11 protein-coding genes and 5 pseudogenes are annotated in these 21,780 nt (G+C 42.8%); 9 read left to right on the top strand and 7 right to left on the bottom strand.

Annotated features, from left to right (window positions below; genetic code table 11):
- Positions 1-67: 67 nt before the first annotated feature.
- Genes K1T76_RS13820 through K1T76_RS13805 form a run of 4 tightly spaced genes read right to left on the bottom strand, consistent with a single transcriptional unit; the run spans position 68 to position 4,816 of the window.
- Positions 68-1,285, bottom strand: coding sequence for a CaiB/BaiF CoA transferase family protein (locus tag K1T76_RS13820; RefSeq protein WP_078389769.1), 1,218 nt, complete (start codon positions 1,283-1,285; stop codon positions 68-70).
- A 15-nt stretch (positions 1,286-1,300) separates the two neighbouring features.
- Positions 1,301-2,503, bottom strand: a complete 1,203-nt coding sequence (locus tag K1T76_RS13815) for a 3-oxoadipyl-CoA thiolase (RefSeq protein WP_078389768.1) — start codon at positions 2,501-2,503, stop codon at positions 1,301-1,303.
- A gap of 12 nt (positions 2,504-2,515) precedes the next feature.
- Positions 2,516-4,033: a 3-hydroxyacyl-CoA dehydrogenase gene (locus tag K1T76_RS13810; RefSeq protein ID WP_078389767.1), complete on the bottom strand. Its 1,518-nt coding sequence runs from the start codon at positions 4,031-4,033 to the stop codon at positions 2,516-2,518.
- Positions 4,034-4,036: 3 nt separating this feature from the next.
- Complete coding sequence (locus K1T76_RS13805) at positions 4,037-4,816, bottom strand: enoyl-CoA hydratase (protein WP_230245684.1); 780 nt, start codon at positions 4,814-4,816, stop codon at positions 4,037-4,039.
- 308 nt (positions 4,817-5,124) lie between these two features.
- Here K1T76_RS13805 and K1T76_RS13800 point away from each other — a divergent pair, with 308 nt between their 5' ends.
- The 3 genes from K1T76_RS13800 (at position 5,125) to K1T76_RS13790 (ending at position 9,405) form a co-directional block, all read left to right on the top strand.
- Positions 5,125-6,279, top strand: a complete 1,155-nt coding sequence (locus K1T76_RS13800; protein WP_144723697.1) for an acyl-CoA dehydrogenase family protein — start codon at positions 5,125-5,127, stop codon at positions 6,277-6,279.
- A gap of 58 nt (positions 6,280-6,337) precedes the next feature.
- Positions 6,338-7,579: an MFS transporter gene (locus K1T76_RS13795; protein ID WP_144723696.1), complete on the top strand. Its 1,242-nt coding sequence runs from the start codon at positions 6,338-6,340 to the stop codon at positions 7,577-7,579.
- 113 nt (positions 7,580-7,692) lie between these two features.
- Positions 7,693-9,405, top strand: a complete 1,713-nt coding sequence (locus K1T76_RS13790) for an electron transfer flavoprotein-ubiquinone oxidoreductase (protein WP_230245683.1) — start codon at positions 7,693-7,695, stop codon at positions 9,403-9,405.
- A gap of 339 nt (positions 9,406-9,744) precedes the next feature.
- Here the strand turns inward: K1T76_RS13790 and uca are convergent.
- Positions 9,745-13,260: pseudogene (gene uca / locus K1T76_RS13785) on the bottom strand (urea carboxylase); the annotation flags it as partial.
- A gap of 133 nt (positions 13,261-13,393) precedes the next feature.
- Between uca and K1T76_RS13780 the strand changes: the two are divergent.
- The 6 genes and pseudogenes from K1T76_RS13780 to K1T76_RS13755 all read left to right on the top strand — a co-directional run.
- Positions 13,394-13,831: pseudogene (locus K1T76_RS13780) on the top strand (IS5-like element ISAha3 family transposase); the annotation flags it as partial.
- Between the two features lie 88 nt (positions 13,832-13,919).
- Positions 13,920-14,939, top strand: a complete 1,020-nt coding sequence (gene istA / locus K1T76_RS13775; RefSeq protein WP_230245682.1) for an IS21-like element ISAba8 family transposase — start codon at positions 13,920-13,922, stop codon at positions 14,937-14,939.
- Positions 14,939-15,712, top strand: a complete 774-nt coding sequence (gene istB / locus K1T76_RS13770) for an IS21-like element ISAba8 family helper ATPase IstB (protein ID WP_230245681.1) — start codon at positions 14,939-14,941, stop codon at positions 15,710-15,712. Before istA ends, istB begins: the two co-directional genes overlap by 1 nt.
- A 72-nt stretch (positions 15,713-15,784) precedes the next feature.
- A pseudogene (locus tag K1T76_RS13765) lies at positions 15,785-16,285 on the top strand (IS5-like element ISAha3 family transposase); the annotation flags it as partial.
- A 54-nt stretch (positions 16,286-16,339) separates the two neighbouring features.
- Positions 16,340-16,843: pseudogene (locus K1T76_RS13760) on the top strand (DUF4113 domain-containing protein); the annotation flags it as partial.
- A gap of 4 nt (positions 16,844-16,847) precedes the next feature.
- The gene (locus K1T76_RS13755) at positions 16,848-17,066 is read left to right on the top strand and encodes a hypothetical protein (protein ID WP_000550047.1); all 219 of its coding nucleotides are present in this window, start codon (positions 16,848-16,850) and stop codon (positions 17,064-17,066) included.
- Between the two features lie 397 nt (positions 17,067-17,463).
- Here K1T76_RS13755 and K1T76_RS13750 read toward each other — a convergent pair.
- Both K1T76_RS13750 and K1T76_RS13745 read right to left on the bottom strand, forming a co-directional pair.
- Positions 17,464-18,551, bottom strand: a pseudogene (locus K1T76_RS13750) (IS4-like element ISAba1 family transposase).
- A gap of 46 nt (positions 18,552-18,597) precedes the next feature.
- Positions 18,598-21,780: a site-specific integrase gene (locus tag K1T76_RS13745; protein WP_230245680.1), complete on the bottom strand. Its 3,183-nt coding sequence runs from the start codon at positions 21,778-21,780 to the stop codon at positions 18,598-18,600.

Here is a 21,780-nt window from a genome sequence, read left to right as displayed (position 1 = left end):
TGTATATAGCAAAGAAGCAACTTTGATTAAGTTGCTTCTTTATTGGACTTATGGGTTTTCTTGTTTATTAACCAACAATACCTTGGGCTTTTAGGGCCTCCAGTTTTTCCTCATCCACGACACGTGAAAGAATCTCATTCGTATGCTCACCCAGCATAGGTGGAGCTTTACGGTATTCAACCGGTGTACGCGATAATTTAATTGGTGAACCAATTACCGTTAATTTTTCTTTTAACGGATGTGGTATGTCAACCAGCATATTACGCGCTTGTACTTGCGGCTCCTGGAAAGCTTGCTCAAGGTTATTAATCAGGCCTACCGGAACTTTCACTGCGTGAATTGCTTGTACCCAATGCTTCGCAGTATTGGTCAAGAAATGTTTCGCTAGTAGCTCTGTGATTTCTGCACGATGCTGAATACGCAGTGCATTGGTCACAAAACGTGGATCTTGCGGTAAATCTGGCAAACCAATAGCAGCACTTAAGGCAACAAATTGTTTGTCATTACCACAGGCAATAATGAAGTCCTGATCGGCCGCACGGAATACCTGATAAGGCACAATATTGGCATGTGCATTACCATAGCGACCCGGAATTTTGCCCGAAGCCAGGTAGTTCATGCCCTGGTTTGCGAGTAATGCAACCTGTACATCCAACAGTGCCATATCAATATGCTGACCTAGGCCAGTCACATGACGATTCAGCAAGGCTGCCTGAATGGCAATGGTCGAGTACAAACCAGTGGTCAAATCAGCAAAAGCCACACCGACTTTTTGTGGTCCGCCGCCCGGCAGGTCATCTTTTTCACCAGTCACGGACATTAAACCGCCCATACCTTGGATGATGAAGTCATAACCTGGTTCAGGTGCACGAGGGCCAGTTTGACCAAAGCCAGTAATTGAGCAATAAACCAGTTTCGGATTAATCGCGCTCAGGCTTTCATAATCCAGACCATATTTTTTCAATGAACCCGCTTTGTAATTTTCGATGACCACATCTGAATCAGCAGCCAGTGCTTTGACCAGTTCCTGACCTTCAGGCGTTGAAATATCAATTGCGACCGACATTTTATTGCGGTTAGCTGACTGGTAATACGCCGCTTCACGCGTATTTTCACCCTGGTCATTCTTCATCCAAGGTGGTCCCCACATACGGGTATCATCACCCGTTTTAGGACGTTCAACTTTAATCACTTCAGCGCCTAAATCCGCGAGGATTTGACCACACCAAGGACCTGCAAGTACGCGACTTAAATCCAGTACGCGAATACCCTCTAATGCACCCATGTGTTTTTCCTTTGTTTATACGCGTTCAATGACCAGTGCCAGACCTTGGCCTACACCAATACACAGACTAATCACAGCATATTTTTTGCCGCTGCGCTGCAATTCACGTGCAGTGCTGAGCACTAAACGAGCACCTGAAGCACCAAGTGGATGACCCACTGCAATTGCACCACCATTTGGATTGACACGCGCATCATCAAATGCGACATCCAGACCTTTCAGGCAGGCCAGCACTTGAGAGGCAAATGCTTCATTGATTTCAATGATATCTATGTCATCTAAAGTCAGGTTGGCACGTTTAAGTGCCAGCTTGATCGCATCAACCGGACCAGCACCCATAATGCGTGGCTCAATCCCCGCAGCAGCAGAAGCAATAATTTTTGCCATTGGCTGGATACCCAGTTTTTCCTGAGCAGCTTCGGAACCAATAATTAAAGCAGCAGCACCGTCATTTACACCTGAAGCATTACCTGCAGTCACTACACCACCTTCAAACAGTGGACGTAATTTCTGTAGCGCTTCCAGGTTAGAAGATGGACGCGGATGTTCGTCTTGATCGACCAGTTTTGGTGGTAATTTACGACCTTGAGGCACTTCAACACCCACGATCTCGCCAGCGAAGAAACCTGCCTGTTTAGCTGCTTCATATTTGGCTTGTGATGCTGCAGCAAACTGGTCTGCATCTTCACGAGATACACCATATTCTACCGCTACATTATCGCCAGTTTGCGGCATGGTGTCATTGCCAAACTGTTTTTCAATGGCAGGGTTCGGAAAACGTGCACCAATAGTTGAATCGAATACTTTAAAATCACGGCTAAATGGAGTTTCTGATTTTGCGAATACGAATGGTGCACGAGACATCGACTCGACACCACCTGCAAGGAAGATATCCCCTTCGTTACAAGTAATCGCACGCGCTGCATCAATGACTGCTGCCAGACCAGAAGCACATAGACGGTTCACGGTTTGTGCTGGTGTTTTTACATCCAGACCTGCCAATAACGTAGCATGACGTGCGATGTTACGGCTGTCTTCACCGGCCTGGTTGGTATTTCCCAGAATCACATCATTAAAAATATCAGCAGGTAAATTATGTTTCTGTACTAGTGCCTTAATCACATGTGCAGCTAGATCATCTGGACGAATCTTTGCCAGGCTACCTGCATGACGGCCAAATGGAGTACGTAATCCATCATAAATATATGCATTTAACATGAGTTTGATTCCTTAAACTGCAGCAGTGTGAAGAAGAGAAAGTTTTAAGCGGGCGCGGCGTTGTAACCATGGGCTTGGACGATAACGCTGATCACCAGTATTCGCCAGAATACGTTCTAGGATTAACAGGATACGTTCTGCACCCAAAACATCACCCCATGAAATTGGACCATGTGGATAACCCAGACCGAGTTTCACTGCCTTATCGATATCGGCTGCGGTTGCGATTTGCTGTTGGGCAATATCGCAGGCCAAGTTTACGACCATTGCCAATACGCGCTGTGCTACAAAACCAATGCTCTCAGCAATCACCGATACGCCATGACCATTTTTAGCGAACAGCGCATGTGCTTGGTCGATATAGGCTTTTTGAGTTGCAATCGATGGCATGAGGGTACGGTGCTTGGCAAAATCAGTCAGCATATCGATGCTGATTGCACGAGTCGCATCAACATCAAAACGTAATGCAGCTGTTGTCGTGTCTTCACCATAAGTGGCCAATAGAATCAGACTGTCAGCTGCGGGAGTTTCAGCACTATCGATAACCAGGCCTTGCTCACGGATATAGTCACGCAAGATGCTGGCATCCTGTTCAAGATCTGCTTTGATCCAGACTGGACTAAATTCAGTCACTTCAGGTGCAATCTGAGCCGGAGCTTCATTGGTCTTTTGACCATCCTGATACTTATAGAAACCCTCACCGACTTTACGACCAACTTTTTTACCTGCCAACATTTGACGGGTTAAAGCACTTGGACGGTAACGATCTTCCTGATAATACTGATTAAAAATCGATTCCATCACCGGATGAGAAACATCCAGTGCAGTCAGGTCAAACAATTCCAGTGGCCCCATACGGAAGCCAGCGCCTTCACGCAGAATCCGGTCGATTTCTGAAACGGAAGTAACACCTTCACCCAGAATTTTCAGGGCTTCTGTACCATAAGCACGGCCGGCATGGTTAACAATAAACCCAGGCGTATCTTTGGTACGAACACCAAAGTGACCCATACGCTGTGCCAGTTCGAGCAGATCTGCAACCACCTGTTCATCTGTTGCCAAGCCTGCAATCACTTCGACAATTTTCATCAGTGGCACTGGATTAAAGAAATGGAATCCAGCCATGCGACCTTGATGCTCAAGATTGGATGCAATCGCAGTCACTGATAATGATGAGGTATTTGTTGCCAGAATGGTTTCTGGAGATACGATACCTTCCAGTTGTTTAAACAGGCTTTGCTTGATGTCCAGATTTTCAATAATGGCTTCAACCACCAGATCAACACCAGCCACTTCTTCAATACTATTCAGGATTTTGAAACGTACCAGAGTTGCATTCAGAACTTCTTCAGTAAATTTACCTTTGGCCTGCAGCTTTTCAAGCGTGCTTCTAAGTTTAGCCAAACCTGCTTCTGCTGCACCTGCTTTGGCATCGAATAAGCGCACTTCCAGACCCGCCTGGGCTGCGATTTGCGCAATGCCCATGCCCATTACACCAGTACCAATGAGCGCCATAGATTGAATGGTCATATCTTATTCTCCAGTGTACTGTGCAGGACGTTTTTCAAAGAACGCATTCACGCCTTCTTTCTGGTCTTTGGTATCAAATAGAATTTGAAAAGCTTTACGTTCCAGTGCCAAAGCACCTTGTAAAGATTGATCCTGTCCAAGATTAGTCACTTCTTTAATTTGCTGAACTGCAATTGGAGAGAAAGACGCAATCGTTTGGGCAATTTCAATGGCATGGGTAATGGTGTTTTCATCTTCCACCACTTCAGAAACCAAGCCCATACGCTCAGCCTCAGCAGCCTTCACCAGTTTACCGGTCAATACCCAGAGCATGGTTTGATATTTACCAATCGCACGCAATAAGCGTTGTGTCCCACCTGCACCTGGCATCAAGCCTAGCTTCACTTCAGGCTGACCAAATTTGGCATTTTCACCGGCAATGATGATGTCGGCATGCATGGCCAGTTCACAGCCACCACCGAGTGCATAGCCATTGACTGCTGCAATAATCGGTTTCGGACAATCAGTAATGCTTTGCCAATATTGTTCAGTATGGCGTAAATACATTTGGGCTGTAGTTGCAGTGGTGAAATCCTTGATATCCGCACCCGCAGCAAATACTTTTTCACCGCCGGTCAAAACAATCGCTTTTACAGCATCTAATTTTGAAAGGTATTGAAATGCTTCAGAGAGTTGCTGACGTAATTCTAGGTTCAAGGCATTACGTGCTTCCGGACGGTGGATTTGAACAATCACGACCCCATCTTCCTGTACGGTCAATTTTAAAATTTCAGTGCTTTCCATAATCTTCTCATTTCGCACAGCGGTATTTAGTTAACAATATACATAATTTTCATTCAAAGTAAACCATTCAAATTTGAATAAAAAATATTTTATAACACCTTTAAAATAGCATTAATCACAGTAAATCAATTATTTAAATCAAATTTTAAATCAAAACATAAATACCGCAGTGCGAAATATACTTTCGTATGTATTGATCCTGGTTTTAAATCCGATTAGTATGCGCAGAAATTAAACTAAGCGGCTTATTTTTATTCACACTGTCCAAGATGTGAACGGAAGTTGATCCCCAAATATGGAGTTAGGACATGATTCGTGATCAGGAAACCCTTGACCAATTGGTAGATATGATTCGCCAGTTTGTAGAAGGCGTTTTAATCCCAAATGAAGAAATCGTTGCTGAAACGGATGAAATTCCTGCAGAAATCGTGCAGCAAATGAAAGAATTGGGCTTATTTGGTTTAACCATTCCTGAAGAATATGAAGGTCTTGGCCTGACCATGGAAGAAGAGGTTTATATCGCTTTTGAATTGGGTCGTACTTCTCCTGCTTTCCGCTCATTGATTGGTACCAATAATGGTATCGGCGCATCTGGCCTGATCATCGATGGTACTGAAGAGCAGAAACAGCACTTCCTGCCAAAACTAGCCAGCGGTGAAATCATTGGCTCGTTCTGTCTGACTGAACCAGATTCTGGTTCTGATGCAGCGTCTCTTAAAACAACGGCTGTTAAAGATGGCGATGAGTACATTCTGAATGGTACCAAGCGCTTTATTACCAATGCGCCACATGCGGGTGTGTTCACGGTAATGGCGCGTACCAATCCAGAATTGAAAGGTGCTGCTGCTATTTCTGCATTTATTGTTGATAGCAAACTCCCAGGTATCTCACTGGGTAAACGTGACAAGAAAATGGGCCAGAAAGGCGCACATACTTGTGATGTGATTTTCGAAGATTGTCGTATCCCTGCCTCTGCCTTGATTGGCGGCGTAGAAGGTGTTGGCTTTAAAACAGCAATGAAAGTTCTAGATAAGGGCCGTATTCACATTGCTGCGCTCAGTGTCGGTGCTGCAACCCGTATGCTGGATGACTCATTACAATATGCTGTGGAACGTAAACAGTTCGGTCAGGCGATTGCCAACTTCCAGTTGATCCAAGGCATGCTGGCGGACTCTAAAGCTGAAATCTATGCAGCGAAATGCATGGTGCTTGATGCAGCGCGTCGTCGTGATGCCGGTCAGAATGTAAGCACCGAAGCATCGTGTGCAAAAATGTTTGCAACAGAAATGTGTGGCCGTGTCGCTGACCGTGGTGTGCAAATCCATGGTGGTGCAGGCTACATCAGTGAATACGCAATTGAGCGCTTCTACCGTGATGTACGTTTATTCCGTCTTTATGAAGGTACGACGCAGATCCAGCAAGTCATTATTGCTCGCAATATGATTCGTGAAGCGACTCAGTAACAAGTTTGGCTTGATCCCATCTCCTTGCGGTCAAGCCTTTTTTTATAGGTAATGGATTATGGCTATAACGAATACAATTTCTAGGATTGGGCCAAATACTTGGAAAATTGCATTTATTTTTGCATTCCTCGCCCTGCTGGTCGATGGTGCAGATTTAATGCTGCTTTCCTACAGCTTAAACAGTATTAAAGCTGAATTTGGTTTAAGTTCTGTCGAAGCTGGGATGCTCGGAAGCTTTACTCTCGCTGGTATGGCAATTGGTGGTATTTTCGGAGGGTGGGCTTGCGATAAATTCGGTCGTGTACGTACCGTTGTTGTCTCAATCCTTTTATTCTCAGCACTGACCTGTGGTCTTGGTTTCACTCGCAGTTTTGCTGAATTTGGTGCATTACGTTTCTTCGCCTCACTGGGCTTGGGTTCTTTATATATTGCTTCAAATACTTTAATGGCAGAGTACGTACCTACTAAATATCGTACTACCGTTTTAGGTACATTACAGGCAGGCTGGACAGTTGGTTATATCGTCGCAACTTTGCTTGCAGGCTGGTTAATTCCAGATCACGGCTGGCGTATGCTGTTCTATGTGGCTGCAATTCCAATTGTGATGGCAATCCTGATGCATATGATGGTTCCAGAACCAGCTGCATGGCAAGAAAACCGCTTTAAGAAAGTTGAAGTGACTGACAAACCTGCTGAATCAACATGGAAGCTTATTTTCCAAGATAAGAAAAACCGTAAGATGTTTATCTTATGGGCATTAACTGCTGGTTTCCTTCAGTTTGGCTACTATGGTGTAAACAACTGGATGCCGACATACCTTGAAAGTGAATTGGGTATGAAGTTCAAGGAAATGACTGCCTACATGGTGGGTACGTATACCGCGATGATTCTAGGTAAAATCCTTGCAGGCTTAATGGCAGATAAATTCGGACGTCGTTTTACTTATGCCTTCGGTGCGATTGGTACTGCGATCTTCTTGCCACTGATTGTATTCTATAATTCACCAGAAAATATCCTGTACTTATTGGTGATCTTCGGTTTCTTATACGGTATTCCATACGGTGTGAATGCAACATATATGACTGAAAGCTTCCCAACCAATGTACGTGGTACAGCGATTGGTGGTGCATATAACGTAGGTCGTCTGGGTGCCGCGATTGCGCCAGCAACCATTGGTTACCTGGCAACAGGTGGTTCAATTGGCTTAGGCTTCCTGGTCATGGGTGCAGCATACTTTATCTGTGGTCTACTCCCTGCGTTATTCATCAAAGAAAAACTCTACGATCCTCAAAAATCTTAATCCGTTTTATAAAAAGCCTCCTAGGAGGCTTTTTCATACTTAATCCCCAACTTTTTATTTAAAAACTTTTTCACTGTGGTAAAATACCGCTAAGCGAAACAGGATTTCTTATTATGGAAGATATTATTAGAGAATCGATGGAGTTTGACGTAGTCATCGTAGGCGCAGGCCCTGCGGGTCTTTCTGCGGCAATCAAAATCCGTCAGCTTGCAATTGAAAACAACCTGAATGATCTGTCCGTTTGTGTCGTGGAAAAAGGCTCCGAAGTCGGTGCTCATATTCTTTCTGGTGCTGTGCTTGAACCTCGTGCCATGAACGAGCTGTTCCCGAACTGGAAAGAAGAAGGCGCGCCTTTAAATGTTCCTGTGACAGAGGATAAAACTTTCTTTCTTCTTTCAGATGAAAAATCACAAGAAGCCCCGCACTGGATGGTGCCGAAAACCATGCACAATGATGGCAACTATGTCATCTCACTGGGCAATGTAGTGCGCTGGTTAGGCCAGAAAGCCGAAGAACTGGAAGTGTCGATTTTCCCAGGCTTTGCTGCTGCTGAAATCCTTTACCATGAAGATGGTTCCGTAAAAGGTATCCAGACCGGTGACATGGGCATTGGTAAAGATGATGAACCGACACATAACTTCACTCCGGGTTATGAACTTCACGCGAAATACACGATTTTTGCTGAAGGCTGCCGTGGTCACTTAGGTAAACGCCTGATCCAGAAATTCAACCTGGATAAAGATGCTGATCCACAGCACTACGGGATCGGCATTAAAGAACTGTGGGAAATCGATCCTGCGAAACACAAACCAGGTCTGGTAATGCACGGTGCAGGCTGGCCTTTATCTGAAACCGGTTCTTCAGGTGGCTGGTGGTTATACCACGCTGAAAACAACCAGGTGACGTTAGGCATGATCGTGGATCTATCTTATGAAAACCCGCACATGTATCCATTTATGGAAATGCAGCGCTGGAAAACGCATCCACTGATCAAACAATATCTGGAAGGCGGTAAACGTATTTCTTATGGTGCGCGTGCCGTAACCAAAGGTGGTTTTAACTCCCTGCCGAAATTCACCTTCCCGGGTGGATCTTTAATTGGTGATGATGCCGGCTTCCTGAACTTTGCCAAGATCAAAGGCTCACACACTGCCATGAAATCCGGCATGCTCTGCGGTGAAGCGGTATTTGAAGCAATTGCTGCCGGTGTAGAAAAAGGCGGTGATCTGGCGATTGCCCGTGTGACCGAAGGCGAAGATTTCTTCGTGAAAGAACTCACATCTTATACAGACAAGTTCAACAACAGCTGGCTGAAAGAAGAGCTATATAGCGCACGTAACTTTGGCCCGGCAATGCATAAATTTGGTCAATGGATGGGCGGTGCATTCAACTTCATCGACCAGAACGTGTTTAAAGTCCCGTTCACCCTACATGACCTGGTGCCAGACTTTAAAACACTGAAGACTGTAGATGCAGTGAACTTTAAGCCAAACTATCCAAAACCGGATGGCAAGCTGACTTTTGACCGTTTATCTTCAGTGTTTGTATCAAATACCGTACATGAAGAAAACCAGCCTGCGCACTTGAAACTGACTGATGCTTCAATTCCAGTGAACGTAAACCTGCCGAAATGGGATGAGCCTGCACAGCGCTACTGCCCTGCAGGCGTGTATGAAGTCATGGAAAATGATGACGGTTCGAAACGCTTCCAGATCAATGCAGCGAACTGTGTGCACTGCAAGACCTGTGATATCAAGGATCCTTCTCAGAATATCACCTGGGTGGTACCGGAAGGTGCTGGTGGTCCGAATTATCCTAACATGTAATGTTAGGATAATTCTTGCGAAGCAGTGCCTCTCATATCCAAATAAGTAATCTGGATAGTTCTTACGAGGCATTGCCTCTCATACCCAAACATGTAGACGTTAGTAATAACTCTTCATTTATTTTTTTAGGTAATCCCAGCTCCCAAGGGAGCTGGGATTAAAAATGCATATTTATGAAAAACTATTATTTTTTAATTAATCATAAGATTTTAAATAAAAAACCGCCCTTATGGACGGTCTTAATCCCCCCTAACCTTGAGCTATATAGCGCAAGAATAAAGAAAGGAAATTCCCCCTTTTTAAAGGTGAGTAGCGTAGCTACGCAAGAGGGAGGATTCTTTAAGCCACCGGCGCCAAAGTAAACAACACCTGTCCTGTTTTCACCGTTTGCCCTTTCTCAATCGTAATCGCATCTACACGCATACGCTCAGGCGCAATAATTGGAATTTCAATCTTCATCGCTTCAATCACGGCAAGCGTTGCACCTTCTTCCACAATGTCACCTGATTGACATTCAATTTTCCAAATTGAACCCGGCATATGCGATTCCACCGCACAGCCACCATCTGGAATTTCAACACCTTCACCATCATCAACAGCATTCAAGCTTTCAGAAACATACTCTGCAAGACCTGCTTCATGCCAACGACGACGTTCTGCATCAAAGTTAGCTTGTTGCACCGACTTAAATGCTGAAATGGATGCTTCGTTTTCAGTTAAGAAGTCGTTGTATTCTTTTAAGTTCAAGACACCTTCTTCGATACGTAGTTTTAAGCGACCGGCTTTAAAGTCTTCACGCATGTGCATGAGTTCAGTTTCAGATACTTCATAGAATTTAATTTGGTCAAAAAAGCGCAGTAACCACGGTTTGCCTTGTTCAAAGTCGGCATTCTTACGGTAGCGTGACCACATTTGCGTAGTACGGCCGACAAATTGATAACCACCAGGGCCTTCCATACCGTAGACGCACATATATGCACCACCAATACCCACGGCATTTTCAGGGGTCCAGGTACGCGCCGGATTATATTTCGTTGTGACTAAACGCTGACGCGGATCAAGTGGTGTTGCCACTGGTGCACCTAAATATACATCGCCTAGGCCCATGACCAGATAGCTGGCGTTATACACCACATCTTTGACTGCATGTTTATCCTTCAAGCCATTAATACGGCGGATAAACTCGATATTGTCTGGACACCACGGTGCATCTGGACGCACAGTTTGCATATAGAGTTCAGTTGCCAGCTGGGTTTGCGAATCTTCCCAAGCCAGTGGCAGATACACAGTACGTGATGGCACTTCCATTTCAGTCACATCAGGTAATTCAGTTTCAGCAACTTGCAGCAGACGCAACAGGTCGAGCTGATCCAGCTTGATTGAATCAAAATGGATTTGCAGCGAACGGATGCCCGGTGTCAGGTCGATAATGCCCGGAATATTCTGTTTTTGAACCCATTGCATCAAGGCATGAATACGGAACCGCAGGTTCAGATCTAGCACCAGCTCACCATATTCCACCAGCATGTAATTGTTACCTGCTGGGCGATACACCACATCTGGCGCACCATTTTCACCTTTTAAGGTATCCAGTACGGCATTTTTCAACGTAGCTAGTTCAGGATAGAAGGATTCATTGAATGAAACTTCTTGGGTATCCAGTGCTTCAAGCTGCGCATGATATTTTTCATTCAGCAATTTGGCTTGATGATAGCTGACTGGAACAAATTTCACTTTATCACCGGCTTTGAGCTGACCGAGTTTCCACAGCTCCGAATTGATTACCACCGCGGGACAGACAAAACCACCCAAACTTGGGCCATCTGGACCGAGGATAATTGGCATATCGCCAGTAAAGTCGATCGCACCAATGGCATAGGCATTGTCATGAATATTCGATGGATGCAGACCGGCTTCACCACCATCTTCACGTGCCCATTCAGGTTTTGGACCAATCAAACGGATACCGGTACGGCTCGAGTTAAAGTGGATTTCAAAGGTATTGGCAAAGAAGGTATCGATGTCATTTTTGGTGAAGAAATCTGGCGCGCCATGTGGACCATACATCACCGCAATTTCCCATTCATGGCTGAATGTTGGCACTTGTTCCGGTGCAAGTGCTTTGACTTCATCGCTTGTGAATGACGTGATTGGCAGCATATCACCGATCAGCAGGTTACGACCGGCATGACCACCAAACTGACCGAGGGTAAAGGTCGCTTGTGAACCTAAATATTCAGGTACATTCAGACCGCCTTTGATGCCAATATAGGTACGGCAACCGGTCGCGATCTTGCCACATTTTAAAATCTGACCTTTACGTACATTCACGGTTTGCCACATCGGTACTGCCACACCATCCAATGTTGATGGCATGTCACCGCCCGCCAGTACGATCTGGCTGTCGCAGTGGAATTTCAGCGTCGGACCTTGCAGGGTACATTCCAGACCGGCGGTATTTGGCACATTACCTAAAAGCTGGTTTGCGACATTTAAAGACAATGGATCAATTGCGCCTGATGGTGGCACCCCCACATCCCAGTAACCGAGACGACCAGTGACATCCTGCACTGCAGTTTGGATGCCCGCTTGCAGCACTTCAATCTTCTGGGTTTTCCACTCAAAGGTATTCAGGAAACGTGTGGTTTGTGTTCCCGCCTTAAACACCTCACAGTCGATAATGTTTTGCAGATATTCCAGGTTGGTTTCGATACCCGCCACTTGAGTTTTTTCCAGTGTATCGGTCATGGCCTGAATGGCTGCGTCACGATCATCTGCTGTGACAATGATTTTGGCAATCATCGGATCATAGAAAGACGACACATTGGAACCAGTTTCGACCCAGGTTTCGTTACGTGCATTATCATCAAACTCGACATAGGTCAGCAGACCGGCACTTGGCTGGAAGTTCTTAATTGGATCTTCGGCATAGAGACGCACCTGAATCGAATGACCTTGGGATTCCAGTTGCTCGGTTGGTGCAGTCCAGTCTCCGCTGGCAAGCGTCACCATCCATTCCACCAGGTCTACACCAAAGACTTGCTCCGTCACGCCATGTTCGACTTGCAGACGGGTATTCACTTCGAGGAAATAGAATTCCTGCGTGTCAGTATCCATCACGAATTCAACCGTACCCGCAGAACGGTAGTTCACTGACTCCATCAGTTGAATCGCCACATTCTGGATATAGGCACGTTGTTCATCTGTAATGTGTGGTGCTGGGGTTTCTTCGATCACTTTCTGATTACGGCGTTGCACCGAACAATCCCGTTCACCGAGAGCAATTACCTTGCCTTTGCCATCACCAAAAATCTGCACTTCGATGTGGCGGGCATTTTGTACAAATTTTTCTAAATAAAGACCTGCATCTTTGAAGTTGGCTTGTGCCAGGTACGATACGGTTGCATAGGCATCTTTCAGCTCTGCTTCGTTCCAGACCAGACGCATGCCGATACCGCCACCACCTGCGGTACTTTTTAGCATGACTGGGTAACCGATACGTGCCGCTTCTGTCAGTGCTTCTGCTTCATCTGCCAGTAACTGGCTGCCTGGAAGCAATGGCACATTTGCCTGAATTGCCAGCTCACGCGCCGTATGCTTTAAACCAAAAGCACGCATTTGTGCCGAGTTTGGGCCAATGAAAGCAATGCCTTGTGCTTCACACAGGTCACAGAATTCAGCATTTTCAGACAGGAAGCCATAACCGGGGTGAATTGCTTGAGCACCGGTCTGTTTCGCGACTTCCAGAATTTTTTCGACATTTAAATAACTTTGGCTGGCAGGTGCTTCACCAATATACACAGCTTCATCCGCAAGAGTGACATGTAGCGAATCACGGTCTGCTTCAGAATGAACCGTACCGGGTTTGTCGGAGACTTTTTTATTTAAGTTAGGCCACCTGACCTAACGGGTTAATCTTATCATAGTACATTGCGGCTTTGTTGCACAAAGCTATTCTTGAAGGCTTCTTCAGTAATATAATTTCCAGATGAAGAAGCCTACACCTAAAATCTATCGTACAACCAATTGGTCCTCGTATAACCAAGCTTTAATCAAGCGAGGAAATATTTCAATCTGGTTTGATCCTAAGACGCAATGGTATGCACAACCACAAGGCAAGCAAGGACGAAATCAAACTTATTCCGATACAGCGATTCAATGCTGTTTAATGATCAAATCTCTATTCCGTCTTTCTTTACGTATGGTTACTGGCTTTGTTCAAAGCCTGATTAAACTCTGTGGCTTGAATTGGACAGCACCAGATTACTCCACCCTTTGTAGACGACAAAAGCATATTGATATTGCGATAAGCTATCAGAAAAGTCATGATGGGTTACACCTACTTGTCGACTCTACGGGTTTAAAGTTTTTAGGTGAAGGCGAATGGAAGCGTAAAAAACATCAGCCTGAATACCGTCGGCAATGGTGTTAGCGGCAGTGTAAAAATGACCCCCTAATGGCATTTAAAAACTGACCCCCTTGGTTAATATAGCGGTCATTTTGGACTGCTCAACATGTTAACTTTGGAGCAAGCAGTGACAATCCAAATACTTCATCAACAAGGTAAATCTATTAAAGCCATTAGTCGTGAACTGGGGGTGTCCAGAAATACCGTACGTAAATATTTACGGCAAAACACCACACTTCAGTATCAGCGTATACAGCCTAGAATAAGTATCCTTGACCCATATAAACCCTATTTACTCCAACGTGTAAACGCAGCTCATCCTGAATGGATTCCTGCTGTTGTGCTCTACCAGGAAATTTTAGGGTTGGGATATCCAGGAAAGATCAGGATCTTGAGGGAATATCTTGCAACATTAAAACCAGTTGCTCAACCGGAACCGATCATTCGTTTTGAAACCCAACCTGGCCAACAAATGCAAGTGGATTTCACCACGATTCGACGTAACAACACGACTTTAAAAGCTTTTGTCGCAACATTAGGGTATTCCAGAGCGACTTTCGTGAAATTTTATGATCATGAACGTACGGATGCATGGATCGATGGTCTAGAAAATGCATTTCAGTTTTTTGCAGGAGTACCTCAAGAAATCCTGTTTGATAACGCTAAAACGATCATGATTGAACGGGATGCCTATCAGGAGGGGCAGCATAAATGGAACCCCAAACTGCTCGACTGCGCCAAGAAATACAGCTTTCGTCCTCGCGTATGTAAGCCCTACCGTGCACAGACCAAAGGCAAAGTTGAACGCTTTAATGGATACCTCAAATCAAGCTTTATTGTGCCATTGAAAGCAAGCCTGAAGACTTCGGGTTTACTGTTAGATGTTGATGTCGCCAATGCCCACATTGGCCGGTGGCTGCATGAAACCGCCAATCAGCGGATTCATGCCACCACGCAAGAAAAACCGGCTGTTCGACTGCAACAGGAGCAGCAAAAATTTACGCCATTACCGCAATCAGATACAGGTTCCAGCACTGTACCTGTTGCAGCAGCACAGCATGTCATGCCCTACGAGAGTTTGCAGCATCCCTTATCTGTATATGACCAGTTGCTGGGAGTTTCCTGATGAATCTGCAATACGACCGTATAGAGCAGCTTTGCCAAAAGCTCAATCTGCCTGCCATCGCATCACAATGGTCACATCATGCACAACAAACATTAGGTCAGGATGGAAGTTATGCCGACTTTGTTGAAGCGATCTTGACGCATGAATATGCTGCCAGGCAACAGCGCAGCCAGCAGGTACTGATGAAACTCTCAGGCCTGCCTCAAGTCAAAACCCTGGAAGACTATGATTTTAATTATGCCCTAGGGGCCCCTAAATCACAGGTGATTGAACTGTTCAATCTGAGCTTTATTGCTAGAGCAGAAAATGTGGTGTTTCTCGGGGCTAGCGGAGTAGGAAAAACGCATTTATCTATGGCATTAGGCTATAAGGCCATCATGAACAATGTCAAAACCAAGTTTATTACCGCAGCGGATTTAATGCTGCAACTGAGTACAGCCTATCAGCAAGGTAAATTGAAAACCTATATGCAGCGTGCGGTACTGGGACCAAAGTTACTGATTATCGATGAAATTGGTTATTTACCGTTTGGACGTGAAGAAGCGAATCTGTTCTTTAATGTGATTGCCAAGCGTTATGAAAAAGGCAGTACGATATTGACGAGTAACTTATCATTTAGCCAGTGGTCCAAATCCTTTGCAGATGATGTCACGTTGACCGCTGCGATGTTAGATCGGTTATTGCATCACTGTCATGTGGTACAAATATCGGGTGAGAGTTATCGTTTGAAGGATAAAAAAAGAATAGGGATTCAGCCGCAGGTTGAAACTTAATACGAGATCAAAGGGGTCAATTTTACTTCGCCATTTTTAAGGTAAAAGGGGTCAATTTTAAAATGCCGTTGACAATGGCGTAAACTGCATATTGGTATAGATGCTGAAACACTGCAAATACGTGCCGTTCAGCTTACTACAAATAATGTCAGTGATTCACAAGTACTAGGTGATTTACTGGATCAAATTCCACTAGATGAGCGAATAGATTCTGTCTATACCGATGGCGCGTACGACACGAAGTGCTGCAGAAAAGTGATTTCAGATCGTCAAGCACATGCAGTAATTCCACCCAGAAAGAATGCCAAGCCCTGGAAAGATTCTAAAATAAGTTCAATAGAACGAAATGAGTTACTTCAAACGGTTAAACATTTAGGCAGAACCCTATGGAAAAAATGGTCGGGTTATCACCGTCGTAGTTTGGTGGAAACCAAGATGCATTGCATCAAATTATTAGGTGATAGGCTGACGGCAAGACATTTTCAAAGTCAGGTCAATGAAATTCATGCGCGTGTGGCAGTTCTGAATAGATTTACGGAATTAGGTAGACCTCGCACCCAAGTTGTGTCTTAAATTTGAATGGATTGGGGAGAACTCAGCTTTTGAATGTTTATGCAACAAAGCCACCCAGTGTATGAAATGGATGACATTAAAGCTTCGGTTCGGCTTTATGTGGCCAGAGCCGTGAAACGAATGCGGGAAGATGGCTCAATCTGCAAGATGATCGGCGTGTATATCCAAACCAGTCGCTTTGATAAGACAGAGCGCTACTCGCCTTACATCGTCGTTCAAATGCATGAGCATACGGATGATCTACTGCTCATCACCAAGGCCGCGATGAAAGGCATCGATCAGATATTTAAGAAAGGCTTTAAGTATAAAAAGGCGGGAATCGTGCTGCTCGAAATTACAGATCAATCCAAGTTTGTGCCCGATCTATTCACGGACTATTCACATAAGCAAGAGCGAGAAAGGCTTTCAGATGCCATCGAAGCCATCAGTGAACGGTTTGGGAAGAATCTCGTCACGCTAGGCATTGCCAACAATAAAGAAGCCACATGGCACATGAATCAAAACCTTAGATCACCTTCGTATTTAACCAAATGGTCTGACTTACCAAGAGTAGGATAAAAACATGCACTTATTTAAATTAACTGACGAACAACTCGCACAAATTCTTATCCCGAAACGATTTGTACCACCTACTCCACCTGAACATGAAGGCAAGAATATGGTCTATGTATTTGATAGTGAGGATAAGTTTGAACTGACTTATGATGAGCTGGTGGAAATCATTAGCAAAGCTAGAATGGCTGGTCCGAAGTTGATACCTGTCTTAGGCACCGTGAATTAAATTGTGCAGTGTTCGCACGCCACTTGAAACATAACTTGATTGGAAATGAATTTGGGCTGAGAAAAATTCAGTTCAAATTTAACCTGACGGGCACACTAAAAAATGGGTAATTGTCAGATCGAGTTTGGACTACAACACTTTAGCTCATCGATTTACCAAAGTGCTAATCTTTACACTATTGTCTAAAATCCAGTGACCAAATTGTGATGCTAAAGCTTTTAAATTCCCTTTATTATGAATCAAAGTTAGTATGATGCTTTTCATAAAGACAGTTTACTTATAACCAGAGAGATTTTTAAACAATTCCCCCTTTTCAGTTTGCTTAGGCTATTTCAACCAGAGTTCATCTTCTAGCATGATTTTTAACATTAAATTAAATCTCTGTACACGACAAATTTCACAGAACCCTTATCCTATCAGGGTTCTGCCTTCTTAAAATTGCCAAAATTTCCTTAAACTCTTCTTTTTTCCCAAAACCAATTAAACGCTGAATCGCCATTTGAACATAGTCTAAACCATAGCGAAATAAACTCATTGAGAGTCGTCCATGCTTCTTTATTTTTATCACTTTTTTTGATCATGTTGCCATTCACCCGTTAAGTAACACCAACAGAAGCTTATAGCTAACACCGCAATCAATTTTTTCACTCGTCTAGGGTCTGTCAAGCGCGTATTTTCAAGATTAAACCCGCGTCCTTTGAGACAACTGAATAAGGTTTCAATTTCCCAGCGTAATGCATAATCCTGAATAGCATTGGCATTAAACTGAGGAGAAACGACGAGTAAAAGCTCTCCATTTTCTAACTGTAGTGCACTTATATATAGTTTCACCCGACCAACCAAAATCCGTCGTTTACGACATTCAATTTGACCAACTTTAAGATGGCGAAATAAATCACTAATTTTATGATTCTTTCCTAAATGATTGGTGACAATGAAGTTTTTTAACACGAATGCAGAAGTTGATGTCTTGTTCAATTAACCATGTAAACCACTGCTCACCGATAAACTCTCTGTCTGCGAACACATTCACAATACGGTCTTTACCAAAAATGGCTATAAAGCGTTGAATCAAAGCAATACGCTCTTTCGTATCTGAATTTCCACGTTTATTAAGCAATGTCAAAGGATAGGTATCGCTATTCCACGATAAACGATTGCGAGCATCAGGATATTAATATTTCGTTTTCCCCATTTCCAATTGGTTCTATCTAAAGTCAGTTGCACTTGGTCGAATGAAAACATATTGAAAATCAACTGAGAAATTTGACGATAATCAAAATACTGACCTGCAAAGAAGCGCTGCATACGTCGATAAAATGATTGTGGTAAGCACTTGATGGGCAAGGCTTTAGATGCAGAAGAAAGATTACATGTTTGCTTTAAAATAATCACAAGCATGATGAGCGCAAAGCACTTTAAATGTGACTTGTTCCATTTTAGATATTTGTTTAAGATAAGATATAACTCATTGAGATGTGTCATAGTATTCGTCGTTAGAAAACAATTATTATGACATTATTTCAATGAGTTATCTATTTTTGTCGTGTACAGAGAAATTAAATATAACCAGCGGAGTAACATTTTTTTTGTTAGAGCCGACAACTCTTTGAAAACTAAATTTAACGGTTCGCTCAGGAGCATCCAAATTAACTGGGTAGTTTTGTTTTTCTAAATACAGATGATCTCCTAACATTGGCTCTATACCAGTAATAAAATTAACAATTTGTTGCTCATCACCTTTCATTCGGCATTGAAAATGTAGAAAATTCTTACGCAGTTTTCCAAATAATAATAATATTTTAAGCGCCTTAACCATGTTCTTTTCTTTCAGTGCATCTTGCTGCCTATCATCTTTATAATGAAAATCAAGGAGAGGAATTATTTCATCTGGACGAGTCAGTTTTTTAGCCTTTTCGTAAAGTTCATCAAACCAACTCTCTTCTAAATTCTTACTATAAACATAATTCGTTTTTAAATTAAATTTTTGGCGATCCATCCATTTAGTGCTCATCCATTGACATCGTTGCATCCATTCTTGAGCTTGGGTATCTTCGCTTAAACGACCTTCTCTAAAACTTATCAAACGTTGAAAAGGTGTCAGAGTACTCTTCTCTATACTAAACTTCTTTTCTTGTCGGCCAGCCATCGTAACTGGCTGTGTTTGCTGATAAGAATTAAACCATTTCTGCTGCTGAGTATAACGATTTAGGTTTATGTAGTCTGTACTTGACTTCACTGGACTAAAACACTGTTCTAATACTTTTTTTGAAATGATACACGGCGAATTATAAATTCGATCGACTGCTAATAAATCCAAAACATGAAGGTAATTTGAAGCCGTTTGCTCAATACTGCTATGCCCCATCCAAGAGGCGAGCACCTGCCATTTATGTTGAATAATCTCTTCTTGAGCACGTGCTTTCATACCAAACAATAAATCCCTCATCTTTTTTGCTTTTACCCAAGGACAATCTGTGTAGGTCTTGATCATTTCTTTTGAACCGAGCAAAGTTATTGCTAGATAGTTAGCAGCACTGTGGCGTAATGTATGAAAACTAAAGCCATGATGCATACCTAATATTTGACTAAACAAATCTACTGTAATTTTGCTGATACATTGATCAGTTAATACACGATGATTCACACTAAAAAGTAGATCATCCTGCTGATTAACCAAATATTGCTCATAACGATGTTGTATGTAACGTTGTACTACTAAAAACTCATGTTCTGACAATGCAATTTTCAATGGTATTTGACGATTCGCACTTCGCGTTTTCAGACGGCGATATGAATTGTCTTGGATATGAAGCGTGATATTATTAAAAACTGTATTTTCTTTTTCTTTATAAAGTAGCTCTGGGCAAATAATATCTTGTATTTTAAGACAACGAACTTCATTTAATCGAAGTCCAGTTCTATAACTTAGTAAATACATCAGCTTTAAACAACTCAGATGATCGACCCACTCTGATGCCGTTGGCTCTTGACTTAAATTTTCTAGTTTTTCCAATAATTTGCCAAATAGCAAAGGACTCACTAGCCGTGCATTGCAAATTTGTAAATGCTTAAAACTTGAATTCTGTAACACCAATACCCCTGGAGCATCATAATTCTCTATACAGAATTGATGAAAATCTTTTAGGCGACCAAAACGGTATTCTGCGCTTTGGTGCATCTTACGAGAGGTTTTTCCTTTCACCGAATCTCGTTGAACTGCTTTTTCATCACGTTCACTGCTGTATTTCAATAGCTGCCGATATAAATCCTCATAGTCATCTATGGATTGTTGCTTTAAATCTAATTTATTGAGCCAAATCTCAAATATAAATTCTTTGCCAAACGATCCTAAGTAGCTTTCAATAGTTGATAATTGAAGCCCTCGTTTTTTTAAATGCATTAACCAGTGAATTAAGCGTAGTTGAGCATCAATTAAAGACTTTTCCTCCGTATTAGCATCAACTATCTTCTCCTCTAACACCCTTCTAGTTTCTTGCCAAAAACGTAGCGTGCGTTCTTCTTTATTCCTCTTTTTATCTAAACGCTCAACTTTTTGACCTTTACGTTTCTTTTGACCAAACAACATCAACTCATACGGAATCGTTTGTAATTTGCTTTGAACAGTCGGAACTTCAGGAAGTAACTGCTCTTGTTCAAAATGAATAGGGCGATTATCTGGTTCTGTGACTTGATTGTAATCATTATTCCACAGCAATCTAAATTCGGATGGCCTTAAAGCAACAGTATTAATCTCTTGCTGAAGCACATTACTCAAAAATATATCTATGCTGAGGTTTGGATTAAATTCGAGTACCATTTGCACATCATTAAATGCACGAAATCCACGGCGTTTAATTTGATATTGCAGATCCCCAAGACTTTTTTTCCTGCCTATCTTACTCAAGCTTTCTAAAATACAATCTTCAACTGAATGTTGCAGACAAAATTCTTTCTGAGCAGCTTTCAACTTTTTTAAATATTGCAAAATGAACTGCGCATATGGGTTAAAAAAAACATGTTTCCATTGGTACAACTTTCCCTGTTCTACATCGTTGCCATATTGAGAGTTTTCAACACGATAATGTAGTAACAATGGATTAGTGATTTTTTTGTAGTCCGAATGGTATAACCGAAAACAATTCAGATCTGTACCAAGCTCAATGGCCTCCTGCAATTGCTTCTGAATAGCAATCAAATGCTGTTCATCTGCACAGCCTGAAATATATATAAAACTTAAGCATAAATTTCCCCATAAGTACTTTGGTTCATTCCAATATTCAAATGAATCTTGCCAATACTGCCTTAATTCCTTAAGTACATGGATATGTAGATGCCCCTGTTCTAACCGTGACTCTGTACTCTCAATTTTTCTAGGCAGTACGATCCGTTTAGTATGTGGATTTAGCTTAATTCTGTATGATTTTTTATCTACATTCTGGTTGAATTGCTTCCTTCTTTTATTAAATTCATCTTCAGTAAATTGCATCAGTTTTGATTGTTCGTCTCGGCTCAACTTTTGACTCAAACAATCAACACTATCTTTAATGTCATGCCATTTTTCAGCGATCTGCTGATCAAGTTTTTGCTGCATTTCTTTCGTCAATACTTCAGGTGGAGAAGGCTGTCTATCTAGCGACTTTTTCACCATTTTATGAATATCAACAAATAGATCATCTAGTTGTGGTTTTATTAGTTCTTTGATTTTTTGCAT

The sequence above is a fragment of the Acinetobacter sp. PW68 genome, from assembly GCF_020982655.1.
GTDB classification, from domain to species: Bacteria; Pseudomonadota; Gammaproteobacteria; order Pseudomonadales; family Moraxellaceae; genus Acinetobacter; species Acinetobacter towneri_A.
The sequence above is the reverse complement of the archived record's forward strand: the minus strand, read 5'-3'. Positions and strand labels throughout refer to the sequence as shown.